The 17,050-nt window shown below is 72.4% G+C and carries 12 protein-coding genes; 6 read left to right on the forward strand and 6 right to left on the reverse strand.

The window, feature by feature from the left end; genetic code table 11:
* Positions 1–68 precede the first annotated feature (68 nt).
* Together ACFYNP_RS13550 and ACFYNP_RS13555 are read left to right on the forward strand one after the other, a co-directional pair.
* A complete protein-coding gene (locus ACFYNP_RS13550) occupies positions 69–896 on the forward strand; it encodes a class I SAM-dependent methyltransferase (RefSeq protein ID WP_388785367.1) in 828 nt (275 codons plus the stop codon).
* A gap of 328 nt (positions 897–1,224) precedes the next feature.
* Entirely contained in the window at positions 1,225–1,410 is a 186-nt protein-coding gene (locus ACFYNP_RS13555; RefSeq protein WP_388412708.1) for a hypothetical protein, read from the forward strand.
* 259 nt (positions 1,411–1,669) lie between these two features.
* Here the strand turns inward: ACFYNP_RS13555 and ACFYNP_RS13560 are convergent, their stop codons facing one another.
* The 4 genes from ACFYNP_RS13560 to ACFYNP_RS13575 all read right to left on the reverse strand — a co-directional run bounded on the left by ACFYNP_RS13560 (position 1,670) and on the right by ACFYNP_RS13575 (position 8,489).
* Positions 1,670–2,722 carry a PHP domain-containing protein gene (locus ACFYNP_RS13560; protein WP_388412710.1) on the reverse strand — a complete coding sequence of 351 codons (1,053 nt, stop codon included), beginning with the start codon at positions 2,720–2,722 and terminating at the stop codon, positions 1,670–1,672.
* A gap of 227 nt (positions 2,723–2,949) precedes the next feature.
* Positions 2,950–3,336 carry a hypothetical protein gene (locus ACFYNP_RS13565; protein WP_388412712.1) on the reverse strand — a complete coding sequence of 129 codons (387 nt, stop codon included), beginning with the start codon at positions 3,334–3,336 and terminating at the stop codon, positions 2,950–2,952.
* Between the two features lie 305 nt (positions 3,337–3,641).
* Positions 3,642–4,508 (reverse strand): C40 family peptidase, encoded by an 867-nt coding sequence (locus ACFYNP_RS13570; RefSeq protein WP_388785368.1) that lies wholly within the window; start codon positions 4,506–4,508, stop codon positions 3,642–3,644.
* A gap of 216 nt (positions 4,509–4,724) precedes the next feature.
* Complete coding sequence (locus ACFYNP_RS13575) at positions 4,725–8,489, reverse strand: helix-turn-helix domain-containing protein (protein WP_388785369.1); 3,765 nt, start codon at positions 8,487–8,489, stop codon at positions 4,725–4,727.
* 399 nt (positions 8,490–8,888) lie between these two features.
* Between ACFYNP_RS13575 and ACFYNP_RS13580 the strand changes: the two genes are divergently transcribed.
* Positions 8,889–10,676, forward strand: a complete 1,788-nt coding sequence (locus tag ACFYNP_RS13580; RefSeq protein ID WP_388785371.1) for a M4 family metallopeptidase — start codon at positions 8,889–8,891, stop codon at positions 10,674–10,676.
* A gap of 55 nt (positions 10,677–10,731) precedes the next feature.
* Here the strand turns inward: ACFYNP_RS13580 and ACFYNP_RS13585 are convergent, their stop codons facing one another.
* Both ACFYNP_RS13585 and ACFYNP_RS13590 read right to left on the reverse strand, forming a co-directional pair.
* On the reverse strand, positions 10,732–11,625 hold the full coding sequence (locus tag ACFYNP_RS13585; protein WP_388785373.1) for a hypothetical protein: 894 nt from the start codon (positions 11,623–11,625) through the stop codon (positions 10,732–10,734).
* A 155-nt stretch (positions 11,626–11,780) separates the two neighbouring features.
* A complete protein-coding gene (locus ACFYNP_RS13590) occupies positions 11,781–13,124 on the reverse strand; it encodes a serine hydrolase domain-containing protein (protein WP_388785374.1) in 1,344 nt (447 codons plus the stop codon).
* 341 nt (positions 13,125–13,465) lie between these two features.
* On the opposite strand from ACFYNP_RS13590, the gene ACFYNP_RS13595 reads away from it, so the two are divergent.
* From ACFYNP_RS13595 to ACFYNP_RS13605, 3 genes are all read left to right on the forward strand, one after another.
* Positions 13,466–13,672, forward strand: coding sequence for a hypothetical protein (locus ACFYNP_RS13595; RefSeq protein ID WP_388412723.1), 207 nt, complete (start codon positions 13,466–13,468; stop codon positions 13,670–13,672).
* 157 nt (positions 13,673–13,829) lie between these two features.
* Complete coding sequence (locus ACFYNP_RS13600) at positions 13,830–15,374, forward strand: carboxylesterase/lipase family protein (protein WP_388785375.1); 1,545 nt, start codon at positions 13,830–13,832, stop codon at positions 15,372–15,374.
* A gap of 137 nt (positions 15,375–15,511) precedes the next feature.
* Positions 15,512–17,020, forward strand: a complete 1,509-nt coding sequence (locus tag ACFYNP_RS13605) for an MFS transporter (protein WP_388785377.1) — start codon at positions 15,512–15,514, stop codon at positions 17,018–17,020.
* The last annotated feature ends 30 nt before the right edge of the window (positions 17,021–17,050 follow it).

The raw sequence follows: 17,050 nt of genomic DNA on the forward strand, positions 1-17,050 counted from the left end.
GACGGCATTGTCTCCCTTTCCGCACCGCCCGCCTCAACAAGTGGGCAACCGCCCATTAGTGTGGGCGCATGCCCACTTTATTGCAGGGACAGCCGGACACGTCCGGCCCCGAGCCCCACCGACACCGGCAGACAGCCGAGTCGTTCGGAGTGGACGCCGAACGCTACGACCGCGCCCGACCGCCGTATCCCCAGGCCCTGGTGGACAGGATCGTCGCGGCAAGCCCCGGCCGGCACATCCTCGACGTCGGAGCCGGGACCGGCATCGAGGCCCGGCAGTTCCAGGCGGCCGGCTGCACGGTGCTCGCTGTCGAGCCCGACGAGCGGATGGCCGCCTTCGCGCAACGCGGCCGTATCGAGGTCGAGGTCGCCAGGTTCGAGGACTGGCAGCCGGCCGGGCGGCAGTTCGACGCGGTCGTCGCCGGAACCGCCTGGCACTGGGTGGACCCCGTCGCCGGCGCGGCCAAGGCGGCCCAGGTGCTCAGGCCCGGCGGCCGACTCGCCCCCTTCCACCACGTCCCCCAGCTCCCGGCCGAGGTGATCGACGCCCTCGCCGAAGCACTCCAACGAGTCGCTCCCGATTCTCCGTTCAACCCCGGCCCGCTCAGGGGCTCGGCCTTGGACGCCTACCAGCCGCTGTTCGCGAAGATCTCCAACGGGATCCGGCAGACCGGCAGCTTCAGCGAGCCGGAACAGTGGCGCTTCGCCTGGGAGCGCACCTGCTCCCGAGAGGAGTGGCTCGATCAGCTCCCCACTTTCGGCGGCCTCACCCAACTCCCCGCGGACACAATGGCGGAGGTCCTGGACAGCGCCGGGACCGCGATCGACAAGCTCGGCGGCCACGCCACCATGCCCTACACGTCCGTCGTGATCACCGCGACCCGCTCCCAGGCCTGACCAGCGCAAACGCTGGGTGTCGCCGAGCATGAGGAGACTGATGAGCTCGGCGACACCCGCCGGGGAGCGGGGAAAGTTCTCCGGCTTGCTGCACCGGACCTCAGTCCAACGGTCCGTCCCGGCGGGCCACACGATGGCTGAAGATCAGCCGGTCGGCCCACTGCCAACGCACCATGGAATCCGTGGTTTCAGCAGGACCCACTGCTAACGGAGCCCACCTTCTCGGATGGGTCACGCTGCGTTGCGGCTCGACGCGCGGTGGGTGGGGGCGCGTGTCACCGTGAAGTGGTTCGATCCCCCATCCCCCCACACGCAGGAGTGAATCCCGATGGGCAAGGCCGAAAAGTTCCGGGACAAGGCGCAGCAGGCCGCCGAGCAGGCCAGGGCGAAGACGACGGAGACGAGGGAGCGGATCTCCGGACGCTCCGACGAGTCCGACGCGAGCCGTCGGGCACAGGAACAGCAGGAGCGGACCGAGCAGGCGATGCGCGACGCCGGCACCGACCGCGCCTGACCCGGTACGCACTGAGGACGCGCGAGCCGGGGTCTCACCCGGTACGCCGGTGAGACCACGCAAGCCGCGGCCTCGCCCGGTACGCACTGAGGACGCGCGAGCCGGGGTCTCACCCAGTGGGCGCTGAGCCCCCGCAACCGGGGCCCCACCCGATAGCGCGCCGAGCCACGTCGGCCGGGGCCTCACCCGATAGGGGTTGAGGTCCCGGCTCGTGCGGGCGCGCTGTGCTTGCCGGGAGCGACCGGCCGCCCGGTGGCCCTCATCGGCCCGGCGCCTCCGCCCCCGCCGGGACCTCGCGCGTGCGGGTCCAGGCCAGCAGGGCATCCATCGGCCAGGTCGTGATGACTCGTTCCGGTGGGACGCCGCATTCCTCGGCACGGGCGCAGCCGTAGATCTGCCAGTCGAGCTGCCCGGGGGCGTGCGCGTCGGTGTCGACGGCGAACAGGAGGCCCGCCTCGACGGCCCGGTTCAGGAGGCGGCGCGGTGGGTCGAGCCGCTCCGGACGGCTGTTGATCTCCAAGGCCGTACCGGCCGCGGCACACGCCGCGAAGACGGCGTCCGCGTCGAACTCCGACTCCGGCCGGCCACGACCGGTGACCAGGCGCCCCGTGCAGTGGCCCAGGACGTCCGCCAGCGGGTTGCTCACGGCCGCGACCAGTCGCCGGGTCATGGCGGCGGCATCCATCCGCAGCTTGGAGTGTACGGAGACGACCACGACGTCGAGCTGGTCGAGCAGCTCGTCCTCCTGATCGAGGGAGCCGTCGTCGAGGATGTCGCATTCGATGCCGGTGAGGAGCCGGAACGGCGCCCAGCGCTCGTTGAGTTCGGCCACCACCTCCAGCTGGCTGCGCAGCCGCTCGGCGCTCAGCCCGCCCGCCACGGTCAGCCGGGGCGAATGGTCGGTGAGCACGGCCCATTCATGGCCGAGTTCGGCGGCCGTGCGGCCCATGTCGTCGATGGTGCTGCCGCCGTCCGACCAGTCGGAGTGCAGATGGCAGTCGCCGCGCAGTGCCGCGCGCAGCGTCTCGCCGCCCACCGCGAGCGGCGCCGCCGCCTCCAGCTCCGACTCCAGGCGCTGGAGATAGCCCGGCACCTCGTCGGCCAGCGCCTCGCGCACCACTTGGGCGGTCTTCGGGCCGATCCCCTTGATCGATTCGAGGCTTCCCCCCACCGCCGCGCGTGCCGCGAGCTCGTCCGGCGGCATCTCCTTGATCGCCGCGGCCGCGGTACGGAAGGCCTGGACGCGATAGGTGGCGCCCTGGCCGCGTTCGAGCAGAAAGGCGATCCGCCTCAGGGCCGCCACCGGATCCATGGGCACCTCCCGCGCAGACGCCCGCTGTGCGGGCGGGCCGACACCGTCCCTCCCAGCTTCCCCCAGGCCCGCCTCCCCCGCAGTCTCGCCACATACGCGCCCCCTGTGTGAGGTGTCCGCCCACACATGTGGCCGGGGCCCTGTGTGAGGTGTCCCGCCCACACATGTGGCCGGGCCGCCCGTCGGGGGATCGACGGGCGGCCCGGTGCTTCAGTGCGGTGCCGGAATCAGCACTCGCGCAGACCCGGCGCCGGGTCCTGGCCGGTGCGCACGCTGACGGCGGGGACGTTGCCCCAGGCGCCGTTGTCGAGCTGCGTCCAGTACCAGATGTCGTTGCCGCCCTGGTGCGGGTCGCCGTGGCCCCAGCAGGCGAACCAGTTGAACCCGGTGGTGAGCTCGCCGCGGGTCGCCGAGCGGTAGGAACGGTCGGCGTAGCCCTTCGCGCCCACCGCGTTGCCGCAGTACAGCCGGCCGTCCGAGCGCACCCCGCACTCGGCGGCGGGCGCCGCCGCCTTGGCGGGCGCGGCGACCGCGGCGGGCAGCCCGGTCGCGGTGAGGCCGGCGGTCAGCGCGGTGGCGGAGAGGAACAGGGCGATCTTCTTGCGAGCGTTCACAAAGAACTCCTGACGAGTGATGGGTGGTGGGCGAAGAGCGGTGGGCGATGGGTGGTGTGTGGCGGGCGACGGGTGGTGGGTGCTGTCTGGTGCGTCATGCTCCGTGCGTCGTGCGGGGCGGCTCGGCGCGTGCTGGATGACCCGACATGGCTGTGATGCATTGTGTGGCTCCCGGCCCCATGGGGCGTACCCGTAACGTCCGGGAACGTGGTGCCTGAGGCCATGTGGTGGCGGACGATGTGTCCAGGCCGGGGACCGGTCGGAACAGGCCCGGCCGGTGCGGAACGTCCGGCGACCGGCCGCGGTCAGGCGCAGGTCGGAACGCCGTCGAGCCAGGCCGGTCCCTGGATGTAGATGTTGGTGATCCAGGCCTTGTAGTCCGGCAGGTACGACCAGGCGTCGTTGCGGTAGCCGTCGGCCTCGACGAGCTGGGCGTGCTTCTGGCAGCCGACCTTCACTCGGGTCGGTCCCGCGAACTTGTTGACCCGGGCGCTGGTCGTGGACGGTTCGGCGTGCGTCCACACATCGGTGCCCCAGGTGGAGAAGTTGCCGTTCTGGCCCGGGCTCGCGCCGATGCGCACGGCACCGTTGTAGTCGCCGCCGAGACGCACGTCGCTGACCATCACATGGGTGCCGGACTGGCGGGCCTCGACCATCTTGCCCGCGCCGAGGTAGACGGCGATGTGATGGATGGAGTTGGCGCCGCCCCACGCCATCAGGTCGCCGGGCAGCAGCGGCCCGGTGCCCTGGGACGCGGCGAAGCGGGCGGTGACCCGGGAGGAGTGGTACTGGCTGTTGGCGGTGCCGGCCAGGATGTCCTGCCCGGTCGCCTGGGCATAGGCGTACCGGACCAGGCCGGAGCAGTCGAAGCCGAGCCGTTCCGGGTCGTGGTTGCTGGCCGGGTCGGTGGGGTCCACCTGCCCGTAGGTCGCGCCGGGTTGCGGGCCGTGGCCGCCGCCCCACGTGTACCAGATGCCGAGCTGCGAACAGGCGGCGCGGACGGCCGCCTCGGCGGTGGCCGAGGCGCCGGGGGCGAGTACGTCGCAGCCGCCGGCGGCCGCCGCGGAGCGGCCGGCGATGCCCGTCGAGTGGGGTGCGGCGGCGGAGAGTTGGGCGGTGGGCACGATGGCGAAGGCCGCCACGATGCCCGCGGCGACGAAGGTCCGTCGCATTCCGGCAAGGGTGTGGTGCATGTGTGTGTTCCCCGTTTCGTCGTACGTGTCGCCGGGTCGCCCCGGTCGGCCGCGAGCCGCTCCGGTGCGGGGCGGGATCATCTGTCGCGGTGTGTTCGAGACTGTGCCGTGGCGGGGGCCGATGTCGAGGACCCCGGCGTCTCCTGTGCCGTCGGGAAACGGGAAACACCCCGGGAAACACCGGGACTTCGCAGGTCAGTCGGGCGTCGGGCACAACGGTCGGTAGGGCAGGTCGGGCAGCAGGCGTGCCCACCGGTCGCGGCCCGTGTCGCCCAGGAGGCGGCAGACGTCGCTCTGTTGACGGGGCACGTCGGTGTTCCACAGCCGTACGGTCCCGTCGTTGCTGCTGCTCGCCAGCGTTCCGGGGAGCCCGGGGTCGAAGGCGACGCCCCAGACGGCCCCGGTGTGTCCGCTCAGCGCGGCGAGCTGTTCGGCGCCGGCCGGGTTCCACAGGCGTACGGTCTGGTCGCTGCCGCTGCTCGCGAGGGTCGCGCCGTCGGGGCTGAAGGCGACCGCGCGCACCGAGCCGCTGTGCCCCGCGAGGATGCCGGTCCGGCGGTGCGTGGCCGGGTCCCACAGGCGTACGGTCCCGTCGTTGGCGCCGCTCGCGAGGGTGTGTCCGTCGGGGGCGAAGGCGACGGAGCGTACCGAACCGGTGTGCCCGCGCAGGACGGAGCGCGGCCCGCCGCCGGGGTCGCGCGCGTCCCACAGACGCACCGTCAGGTCGTCGCTGGCGGTGGCCAGGGTGTGCCCGTCGGGGCTGAAGGCGACCGCGTTGACGAAGTCCTCGTGGCCGTGGAGCGTGGCGTACGGGCGCCGCGTGCCGACCGTCCAGAGGATGGCGGTGCGGTCGGCGCTCGCGGAGGCGAGCAGGTGCCCGTCGGGTGAGAAGGCCAGCGAGAACACGGATCCGGTGTGGCCGGTGAGCGTCGCCTCCGGGTGCCCGGTGGCCGCGTCCCAGAGCCGGACCGTGCGGTCGGCTCCGGCGGAGGCGATGAGGCGGCCGTCCGGGGAGAAGGCCACCGCGAAGACCGAGCCGTCGTGGCCGGTCAGGGTGGTGCGCAGCCGGTGGTCGGCGACGGACCACACCCGTACCGTGCGGTCCGCCTGGGCGGAGGCGAGCAGGCTTCCGTCGGGCGAGAAGGCCGACTGCCAGGCTTCGGTGAACGGCCGGGCGGTGAGTGCAGAGCGGCCCGGGTCCCACAGCACCACCGACTGGTCGAAGCCGCCGGTCGCCAGGCGTTCGCCGGGTCCGGCGGCGACCGCCAAGGCGTAGTCGGTGTGGCCGGACAGGGTGGTGACGAGGCGGTGGTTGACGGCGTCCCAGAGTTTGACGGTGCCGTCGCCTCCCGCGCTGAGGACGGTGTCCCCGGCACGGGTGAAGGCGACGGCGTTGACGTCGTCGCTGTGCCCGGTCAGGACGCCGCCGGCCGTTCCGTCGGGCAGGTTCCACAGCCGCACGGTGCGATCGGCGGAGCCGGACGCCAGGGTGTGGCCGTCGGGGCTGAAGGCCACCCCGAGTACCTGGTCGCTGTGCCCGGTGAGCACCGTCGGTGACTGACTGCCCGTCACATCCCAGACCCGTACGGTGCGGTCGGCGGAGGCGGAGGCCACCTTCTGCCCGTCGGGCCCGAAGGCGACCGACATCACCGCGTCGCCGTGCCCGGCCAGGACCGCGCGCGAGGTGCCGGCCGGTACGTCCCACAGACGCACGGTGCGATCGACGCCGCCGGACACCAAGGTGCGGCCGTCGGGGCTGAACGCCACCGCGCGGACGGTTCCTTGATGACCCGTCAGGCTGGCCGTCGTGCGGTGTGTGGCCGTGCTCCAGAGCCGTACGGTGCCGTCCTCGCCCGCGGTCGCGAGCCGCGTGCCGTCGGCGGAGTAGGCGAGGGAGGTGACCGCTCCGGTGTGGCCGGTCAGGGTGGCGGTGACCCGGTGGGTCGCGGTGTCCCAGAGCTTGACGGTGGCGTCCGAGCTCGCCGATGCGAGGGTCTTGCCGTCGGGACTGAACGCTACGGAGTTGACGGGGCCCGAGTGGCCGCGCAATCGCCCGTCGAAGGACTGGGCCTGGGTGCTCAGCAGGGCGCCGCGCGCCTGCGGAGTGCGGTCGGTGCGGTAGGCGTCGGAGGCGAGCAGCATGGAGGCCTCCGGCTGCCCGGCGGCGAGCGCGCCCGAGCGCACCGCGAGGGCCTGGGACTGAGCGGTGTGGCTCTGGTCCAGGGCGCGGCGGCTCTGCTGGAAGGCGAGGGATCCGGCGGTCACGGCGACCGCGAGGAGGCCCCCGAGGGTCACGAGCAAGGCGCGTCGGATGCGGGCCTGGCGCCGCGCGACGCGCAATCCGCGCCCTTCCTCGGCCTCGCACGCCGCGATGAAGTCCCGTGTCTCGGGACCGAGATGGCTTCTGTCCGGGGCGTGACGGGACCGGTCGCGCACGGCCGCGAGGCGGCTTCCGCGGTAGAGCAGGCTCGGATCACGGCCCGCCCGTACCCACTGGGTCGCGGCGTCGAAGAGCTCCTGACGCATGACGAGTCCCGCACGGTCGGCGTCGATCCAGCCGCGCAGCCGCGGCCAGGCGTGCAGGAGTGCCTCATGGGTGATCTCGACCGTCTCACTGCCCGCGGTGACGAGGCGGGCCCGCACGAAGGCGTCCAGCGCGCGGCCTCCGGCGGAGGGGTCGCTCAACTGCCGCAGCAGCAGCTCGCGTTCGACGGGCTTGCGGGTCTGGGCACTGTCGTCCGCCACATGAACGAGCCGCACCAGGAGTTGACGGGACGTCAGCTGCTCGGCCGGGTCCAGCCGGGCGTACACGGACTCGGCGGTGCGGGCGACGGCGCCGTGGATGCCTCCCGTCGTCTCGTAACCGGCCACGGTCAGGGTGCGGCTGGTGCGCTGCTGCCAGGTGACGAGGAGCGCGTGGGCGAGCAGCGGGAGGGAGCCGGCCGAGGTGGCCGTGTCGATGCCGAGGTCTCTCAGCAGAAGTTCCACCAGGCCGGGTTCGAGGCTGAGCCCGGCCCGTTCGGCGGGCCCGGTGATGGCCTGGCGCAGTTGGGTGCCGGACATCGGGCCGAGGGCGAACAGGCCGTGTGTGAAGACCTCCACGAGGTGGGGATGGTCCAGACAGCGGCCGCAGAAATCGGCGCGCAGGCCGACCACGACGGCGGCCTGCGGGCTGCCGTCGTCGCCGGCCCGCGCGGTGGCCAGGGCGTGCAGCACGGCGACGAAGGCGCGGCGCTCGCGGTCGTCCTCGCAGAGGGTGAACGCCTCCTCGAACTGGTCGACCAGAAGCACCAGTCCGGGCCGGCCCCCGCGCGCCGCCGAGGCGTCGAGGAGGGCGGCGGGCCGCTCCGCCAGCGCCTCGGGGGTGAGCTCGGCGCCCGCCGCGCCGAGCACATCGGCGGCGCAGCGCAGAAGTTCCTTGAGCGGATGGGCGGTTGGGGTGCACACCACGACCGGCCAGCGGTCGGATCCGGGTGCCGGAAGGGCGCCCCGGCGCAGTGCGGGCAGCAGCCCGGCCTGGAGGAGCGAGGACTTTCCGGCGCCCGAGGGGGCGACCACGGCGAGTGGTCCTCGGCCCATCCGTTCGGCGAGCCGGCCGGTCAGTTCGGCCGTGGCGCTCTCCCGGCCGTAGAACCACTCGGCGTCCTGCGGGCCGTAGGCGGCGAGTCCCCGGTAGGGGCACCGGGCGGTTTCGGCGGGGCCGCCGTGCGCGGCGCGGGCGGCGGGCACGGCCGGCGGACTCGCCACCAGGCGCAGGAGCGCTCCGCCGGCTTCCAGTACGTCGTCGCAGCGGCGTGCGACATCGAGCGTGGGGGGCTTGCCGCCGTTCTCGATCTTGCTGAGATACCCCTTGCTGTAGTGGATCGAGCGGGCAAGACCGGTGAGGGACACCTTGCGCAGGCCTCGCAGACGGCGCAGCTCGGCTGCGAATCCGTCGGCCGTTTCGTCGTCCGTTGACACGGGCCCCACTGTTCCGTGACGGGTGGAACGTACGCCGGAAAAGGACGAACTTCGTCCGGTTCCGGTCGGCAACAGACGTACGAGACGGGTTCGTTCGGCAAGCTGCCGAAACGTCGTCGGAGAAGGGAACGAATGTGCGCGGGCGAGGCAACCGATCCGCCCGATCCCGCATCTGGGCCGGTGAACGGGAAGTTGGACACCTTTTGGCCACCTGGATCACCAGGAATTGTTAAATCTGGGTTCCGGGAGCACGGAAAGTCGATCATCCCTCTTTACATGCTCATGCCAGACATAGCAGGGTTCCGGCCGGGACCACATGGTCCCCGCGGTGCACAACAGCACCGTGCGTACGGGTGGTTGTTGAGCCGACCGCCCCCGCACCTCTAAGGACCCCCCACCGTGCGTACACCCCACATACGCAGCCTGGCGATAGCCCTGGCCGTCACCACGGCCGTCACCATCACCGCGGGAGGCGGGGCCACGGCCCTCGCAGCTCCCGCCGCCCCGGGGACCACCGCCCCCGTCGCGAGCGCCGGTTTCCAGCCGGTGATCGACGCGGCCCGCACCGCCGCCGTCACCCACGCCGCCGCCACCGGCGTCGGCAAGGACGACACACTTCAGGCCACCGACGTCCTGGTCGACCCGGACGGCAAGCAGCACGTCCGCTTCGTCCGCTCGCACCAGGGGCTTCCGGTTCTCGGCGGCGACCTGGTCATCCACCTCGACAGGAGATCCGCCTACACCGGCGTGACCCGCGCGCTGCGCCAGCAGGTGAAGGTCGCCACCACCAGTGCCAAGCTGACGGCCGGACAGGCCCGGGCGAAGGCCGCCGCCACCGCCAAGGGCACCGCGGGCACCGCCCAGCTGGTGGTGGACGCCCGCGCAGGACACTCGGCCCTCGCCTACCAGATCCAGGTGACGGACAGCGCCACCGCCGAGTCCGGCGCCCGCACCGTGGTCGTCGACGCGGCCAGCGGCGCGATCCTCAGCAACACCCCGGTCGCCGACTCCTTCCTGTCGCCCCGCGTCCAGGAGAAGCTCCGCAAGAGCGGCCAGAAGCTCAACCCCTCCCTCGCCACGGCCACGCCCGCCCCGCTCGCCTCCGCCAAGGCGACCGGCTTCCCCGCGCAGGCCAACGGCACCGGCCAGTCCCTCTTCGTCGGCAGCGTCCCGCTGATCACCACCCAGACGGCGAAGAGCGCGTTCACGCTCAAGGACCCGAGCCGCGGCCAGACCGAGACCCGCGACGCCGGCAACAAGGAGCTGGAGCAGTTCTCCGGCGGCAAGGCGTTCACCAGCACCACCGACCGCTGGGGCACCGGAAAGGCGAGCGACCGCGCCACCGCGGCCGTCGACGCGCAGTACGGGATCACCAGCACCCTGGACTTCTACAAGAAGACCTTCGGCCGCAACGGGATCAAGAACGACGGCGCGGGCGCGCACGCCCTGGTGCACTTCGGCAACAAGGTCGGCAACGCGTTCTGGTCCTCGGACTGCGGCTGCATGCTCTACGGCGACGGTGACGGGCAGACGTTCGCGCAGCCCCTCGTCGTCCTGGACGTCACCGGCCACGAGCTCACCCACGGCGTCGTGGACGCGACGGCGAACCTCCAGCCGACCCGGGTCGACGCGAACGACAACCAGTTCGGCGAGCCCGGCTCGCTCAACGAGTCGCTCGCCGACATCTTCGGCAGCAACGTCGAGTTCGCGACCAACAACCCGAACAACCCGCCCAACTACCTGATGGGCGAGAAGCTCGGCCTCCAGCAGAAGTTCCTGCGCCGCCTCGACAAGCCGTCCCTCGACAAGCTCGAAGGCACGGTCGACTACTGGTCGAAGGCGTCGTACGACACCGAGGTCCACGCCGGCTCCGGCGTCTCCTCGCACGCCTACTACCTGCTGGCCGAGGGCAGCGGAAAGAAGACCATCAACTCGGTCGCCTACGACTCGCCGACCTACGACGGCTCCACCGTGACCGGTATCGGCCGGGACAAGGCCACGCAGATCTTCTACCGGGCGCTCACCCGATACATGGTCTCCACGACCGACTTCCACGACGCCCGCACCGCCACGCTGAGCGCGGCCGCCGACCTGTACGGCGCGAGCAGCACCGAGTACAAGACGGTGGACAAGTCCTGGGCCGCCGTCAACGTGACCGCGGCGAACACCCCGGCCGCCCGTAGCTGACCCGATCCGCCGCTGCCGCCCGCGATCCGTGGGCGGCAGCGGTGTGTCCGGCGTGCTACGGCACCAGGGTCTCCAGCGGCGTCATCACGACGTCGCTGGTGGGGCGCGACAGGTGCAGCACCGTGTGGAAGGAGCCCTCGCCCTCCTTGCCCGCGGGGTCGAGCCCGGCCGCGGTCACCGTGTCGACGGCGTAGCGCCGTTCGGCGTCGTCGGTGAAGCGGCGCTGGGTGAAGGTCGTGCCGCTCCGCTCGGTGGCGAGGCCGAACGCGGCGAGGCAGTCCGCGATGTCCTCGTACGAGGCGGTGCGCAGCACGAACGCGGCGACCCAGACCGGTCCACGGGCCGCACACAGCAGCGGCCTGAAGGTGCGCCGCGACAGGAAGCTGGCGCCGCCCGTGACGGTGACCAGACGGACGTCCCGCACCGCCTCGCGCAGTTCCGGGCTCGGCGGCGCCTCCTCCAGATCCTCGGCGAAGCCCTCAGCGAGTAGCCCGACGGCCCGGCCGTAGGCGACGGCACGCGGCGCCCTGTCCAGCCCGATGACCCGGACATGGTCGCGACGGCGGCGCGACGCGAAGAACTCCCGGTCCCAGGCGGCCAGTTGGTCACCGGTCATGGCGGCGGCCTCGCGCGAGGTGTAGCGCCGGCACAGCTCGTCCAGGGTCACCTCGTGGTTCAGCAGGGCCGCGTTGATCCCGTACGAGCAGCACAGGTCGAGCACGGTGAGGGGCTCCGAAGGGCCGGGTGACAGTACGGTCCGCAGTCGCCGGAAGATCCGTTGGGCGTGGCCGGGCGTGCGGTATCCGAGGGGCCCCAGGGCCTGGAAGTAGGCCCTGGGATCGGGCTGGTCGTAGGTCGCGTCGAACGGGGACATCCCCGGTGCCGCGGCGGTGTCCGCCACTCCCACCCCACCGGTCGCTCCCGCCCCGGTCAGCCGGTCGTCCGTCATCGTGCACCCGTCCCTTCTCGCGCCGCCCCCCGTTCCCGCCCGAGCATGCGGACGGCGGCGGCCCTTGGGAACACGGCCCGTTCGAAACAGGCCACCGACGACTCCGGTGCGCTTGTGGTTGGTTGCGTCTCCGGAGGCGGTCGCTCACCTCCGGGTCAGGGGCGCCGAGCCAGGACCGGGGCCAGGTCCGGGGTGCGCGGCAGCGGCGCCAAGGGCCCGAGCGGCTTGTCCCGGCGTTGCGCCGCGCCCGTTCCGCACAGCGCCCGGAGGTAGAAGGCGCCGAGCGCGTCGTCGATCCGATGGGGCTCCAACCTGCCCTCTGCACTGATCTTCTGATACTTCATCAGGTTCTGCCCCAGGGACACCTGGCGTCTGCCGTCCGCGGTGGCCAGGACGGCCGTACCGGCCCCGAACACCGCCCCGTCGTGACCCCAGATCCGCCCGCACGGCAGGTCCAGGGCGTAGACCCCGAGGCCGTAGTACATCGAGGTGTTGCCGTCCTCGTCGAGAACCGGCACCGTGGTCTGCATCTCTCGGAGTTGCGCGGCGGGCAGCAGCCGGCCGCGCAGCAGTTCGCGGTAGAAGTCGTTGAGGTCGCTGGTCGTGGAGACGAGCGCAGCCGCCGTCCCGGCCCACGACATGTCGTACACACTGAAGTCGCGTGGCGGGTCGATGAGCCCGTAGTACGCCTCGTACATCTTCGGGTGCGGCCCGGCCAGGCGGGGTGAGCGCGGGAAGTAGGTGTCGCGCAGCCCGGCCCTGCGGATGACGTCGCGGGTGATGAGGGCCTCGGCGTCCTCACCCGTGATCGTCTGGAGCAGCATCCCGGCGATGATGTAGTTGGTGTTGGAGTACGACCACTTCTGGCCGGGCCTGCCGGTGGGCGCCGCTTCGAGGCCGAGGCGGACCAGTTCGCCGGGCTCCCGGTGGCGGAAGCGGTTGTCTTCCAGGCTCGCGGCCGAGTTCCGCGCCAGCGAGGGAAACGCGCCCTCCACGTAGTCGCCGATGCCGCTGGTGTGGTCGAGCAGCATCCGTACCGTGATCGACCGCCCCCGCTCGCCGGGCACGGTCTCCGGCAGATAGCGCCCGATCGGGGCGTCCAGGCCGATGCGCCCCCTGGCGACCTGCTGGAGCACGGCCACCGCGGTGAACGCCTTGGTCGCACTGCCCACACGGTGCTGGAACCGGGGCCGCATCGGCTGCCCGGTGGCCACGTCGGCGACGCCGGTGGCGCCCCGCCACTCCTGCCCGCCGTCCCGGACCTCCGCCATGGCGCCGTACATGCCCGCCCGGTGGACCGCGCCGAGCGAGGCGGACAGTGCCTCGCGGTCCAGGCCCCCGGCCGGGGCGGTGGCCGTCCGGCCGGAGACCGCGACGGCCGCGGGCGAGGGCACCGGCGCGGCCCGGGCGGGGACGACGGCCGCCATCAGGGCCATCGCCAGTCCCGCGGTGGTCGCGGTGACGCGTGCGCGACGGCGGTCCGCGCGGGGTGACCACATGGAGTCTTCCTTTCGGTCGGCCACGCTGGTGAGGTCGACGATCCGAGCCAACTCTCGCAAGGGGGCCGAGCCGGGCAAATCCTCCCCCGGCACGACCTTGCCCCGCGGCGACTGCATCGAACGGACGAGCCGGTCCCGGTACCCACGACCGGCCGGCGCGATGGACGGCGGCGCCCTCGGGCCACCCCGGGCCCTCCGGCCCCGGTCGGGTGCGGTGTCACCTCCGGCAGGTGTTCCACATGCGTCGGCGTGGTTCCGGTGACAGTGTCGAAACGCCGGGGCCCACCCGGCGTCCGCGGCCGGGCGGCCGGGCGCGGCCCGAGACGGAAGAGGAGCCACCAGTGCGCCATCGCATCGTTGCCGAGAGACTCCCCGACGGCGACACCCTCAAGGAATGGCACATGGTCCGCGGCGACGAGCAACTGTCGATGTGTGGACGCGAGTTGGACCCGGGTGCGGACGAACAGCCGGACGACGCCTGGGGGACGGAGACGGCCCACCCCTTCTGCCACACCTGCGGCGCGCTGTACCTGCGCGAAACCCCGTAGCCGGACCGCCCGGCGGGCGGAAGAACATCCCCGCCCGCCATCGGGTGAACCGCACAACACGGCAGGCGAGTTGACGATGTGTCAGGTCAGGTGCCGCCTCACCCTCCCCCTTCCCGGCTCCGTATCGTGGAGTCCCGCCGCCGAGAAGGGACATCGCATGCCCGAGCCCACCCGCGCACCCGAGATCCGCACCATCGCCGGTTCCGTCCGCGGCCGTACGGTGGACGGCACGGCCGTCTTCCGCGGCATACCGTTCGCCCAGCCGCCGGTAGGCGCCCTGCACCTGGCCCCGCCCGTCCCCGCCCTGCCGTGGGACGGCGTCCGCGAGGCGGTCTCGTTCGGGCCCACTCCCCCGCAGTCCCTCGGGCTCGGGTTCGGCTCCGGGCCCGAGAACACCGGCGACTCGGACGAGTGGCTGACGGTGAACGTCTGGTCCCCGGACCCGGCCGCGACGGCCCGGCTGCCGGTCATGGTGTGGATCTACGGCGGCGCCTACCTGGTCGGCTCGGCCGAGGGGCCCACGTACGACGGCGCGGCGCTGGCCCGCCGGGGCGCGGTCGTCGTCACGTTCAACCACCGGGTCGGCGCGGAGGGGTACGGCCATTTCGAGGGCGCGGTGCCCAACCGGGCGCTGCTCGACCAGGTCGCCGCCCTGGAGTGGGTGCGGGACAACATCACGGCGTTCGGCGGCGACCCGGACCGGGTGACCGTCTTCGGTGAATCGGCGGGGGCCGGCGCGATCGCCGCGCTGCTCGCGATGCCGAGGGCCACGGGCCTGTTCCGCCGGGCGGTGGCCCAGAGCGTGCCCGGCTCGGTCTTCGGCCCGGCGCTCGCCGCGGACGTCGGCGCGAGTGTGGCCGCGGAGCTCGGGCTGCCCCCGACCCTGGCGGCGCTGGCCCCGGTCGCGCCCAAGGCGCTGCGCGACGCGGCGGACGCCGTGCTCGGCGGCATCACCGGGCGCGGGGCGCGCTGGGGGCAGATCGCCCACGCCCATCTGCCGTTCTCGCCGGTGGTCGACGGCGAGGTGTTGCCCCTCTCCCCCTGGGAGGCGCTGCGGACCGGCCGGGGCAGGGAGGTGGAGCTGATCGCGGGTCACAACCGGGACGAGGCGAAGCTGTTCACGGTCATGTCGGGCCGCTCCGGGAGGGTCACCGAGGAGGAGGCCGACACCGCACTGTCACGGTTCGCGCCCCGGCGCGGGGGCGCGGCGGCCTACCGGGCGGCCCACCCGGACGCGGATCCGACCACGCTCCAGGACCTGGTGATGTCGGACTGGCTGTTCCGGATGCCGAGCCTGCGGCTGGCCGAGGCGCACACGGCGGGCGGCGGCACCTCGTACCTCTACGAACTGGCGTGGGCGGCGCCCGCGTTCGGTGGGGCGCTCGGTGCCTGCCACGGTCTGGATGTGCCACTGGTGTTCGGCAACCTGATCGGCGGCATCGCCACCCTGGCGCTCGGGGAGGAACCGCCCGCCGAGGCGTGGGCCGTCTCGGAGGCGATGGGCCGGGCGTGGCACGCGTTCGCGGCGCACGGCGATCCGGGCTGGGCGCCCTTCCGCACCGGCGAACGGCTGACCCGGGTGTTCACCGCCGAGCCGCACACCGTGCCGTACCCGCAGGAGGCCTCGCGCCGGATCTGGGCCGAACACGACTTCGCCGCACTGGAGTTGACCTCCGGGATCGATCCCGCGGCCTCCGTCTGAGAACGGCCCGCAGAGGGGGCGCGCCGCGTCCGCCGGGTGCGGCCGGGCGCGGGGTCTTGCGGGGAGTATGTCCGGTGCACGCCGGGTACACGCGTCCGGCAGGTGCGGTTTCGGCTCCCGGCGGCAGGAGGCAGTTCATGAGCAATGCGGTGCAGGGCCCCGGGCCGGGGCCGCGAACGATCACCACCTCCGTGCCGGCCAGACTGGACCGGCTGCCCTGGTCGCGTTGGCACTGGATGATCGTGATCGGCCTCGGCACCGTGTGGATCCTGGACGGTCTTGAGGTCACCGTCGTCGGCAACATCGCGAGCCGGCTCTCGGAGCCCGGCAGCGGGCTCGCCATCAGCGACGCCCAGGTCACCGGCCTGGGCGCCGCGCTGTATGTGGCCGGCGCCTGCGCGGGCGCGCTGTTCTTCGGCTGGCTGACCGACCGCTTCGGGCGCAAGAAGCTGTTCCTGGTCACACTCGCGATCTACCTCGCCGCGACCGCGATGACCGCGCTGTCCTTCAGCGCGTGGTGGTTCTTCCTGTTCCGCTTCCTCACCGGCTTCGGCATCGGGGGCGAGTACGCGGCCATCAACTCGGCCATCGACGAGCTGATCCCGAGCAAGTACCGGGGCCGGGTGGACCTCATCATCAACGGCAGCTACTGGCTGGGCGCGATGGGCGGGGCGCTGCTCTCGGTGCTCGCGCTCAACACCGACCTGCTGCCGAAGGACATCGGCTGGCGCCTCACCTTCGCGCTCGGCGTGGTGCTCGGCCTGGTGATCCTGCTGGTGCGGCGGCACGTGCCGGAGAGCCCGCGCTGGATGTTCATCCACGGCAAGGAGGAGGGCGCGGAGAAGCTGCTCGACGACGTGGAACACACGGTGGAGGAGGAGACCGGCAAACGCCTCCCCGAGCCGGGCAGCTCCATCACCATCGAGCAGCGCACGAGCGTGGGCTTCGTGGAGATCGCCAGGACGCTGTTCAAGTCCTACCCCAAGCGGGCGGTGCTCGGCTTCTCCCTGTTCATCGGGCAGGCGTTCCTCTACAACGCGATCACCTTCGGGTTCAGCTCGATCCTGGTCAAGTTCTTCGACGTCTCCAGCGGCACCACGGGGTACTTCTTCGCCGTCATCGCCTTCGGCAACTTCCTGGGCCCGCTGCTGCTCGGGAAGCTCTTCGACACCGTGGGCCGACGGAAGATGATCGCCGGGACGTATGTGCTCTCGGGTCTGCTGCTCTTCGTCACCGCCTGGCTCTTCGCCCAGGGATGGCTCAACTCGACCACCATGACGGCCTGTTGGTGCGTGGTGCTGTTCTTCGCGTCGGCGGGCGCCAGTTCCGCCTACCTCACGGTGAGCGAGATCTTCCCGATGGAGACGCGGGCCATGGCGATCGCCCTCTTCTACGCCATCGGGACGGCGGCGGGCGGCATCTCCGGGCCGCTGGTCTTCTCGGCACTGACCTCCAGCGGCGTGGTGGGGGACGCCGTGCTCGCCTTCAGCATCGGAGCGGCCCTGATGACGGCGGCCGGAGTGGTGGCCGCCTTCCTCGCGATCGACGCCGAGGGCAAGTCCCTGGAGGACATCGCCGCCCCACTGTCGGCGCGCCTCGCCACGGCGGGCGAGGGCACGACACCGCCGGGGGCTCCGGCAGCGTAGGACGCGCCCTCTCCGGGAGGGGGTCTTCGG

Source organism: Streptomyces sp. NPDC006691 (assembly GCF_042869955.1).
GTDB lineage: Bacteria > Actinomycetota > Actinomycetes > Streptomycetales > Streptomycetaceae > Streptomyces.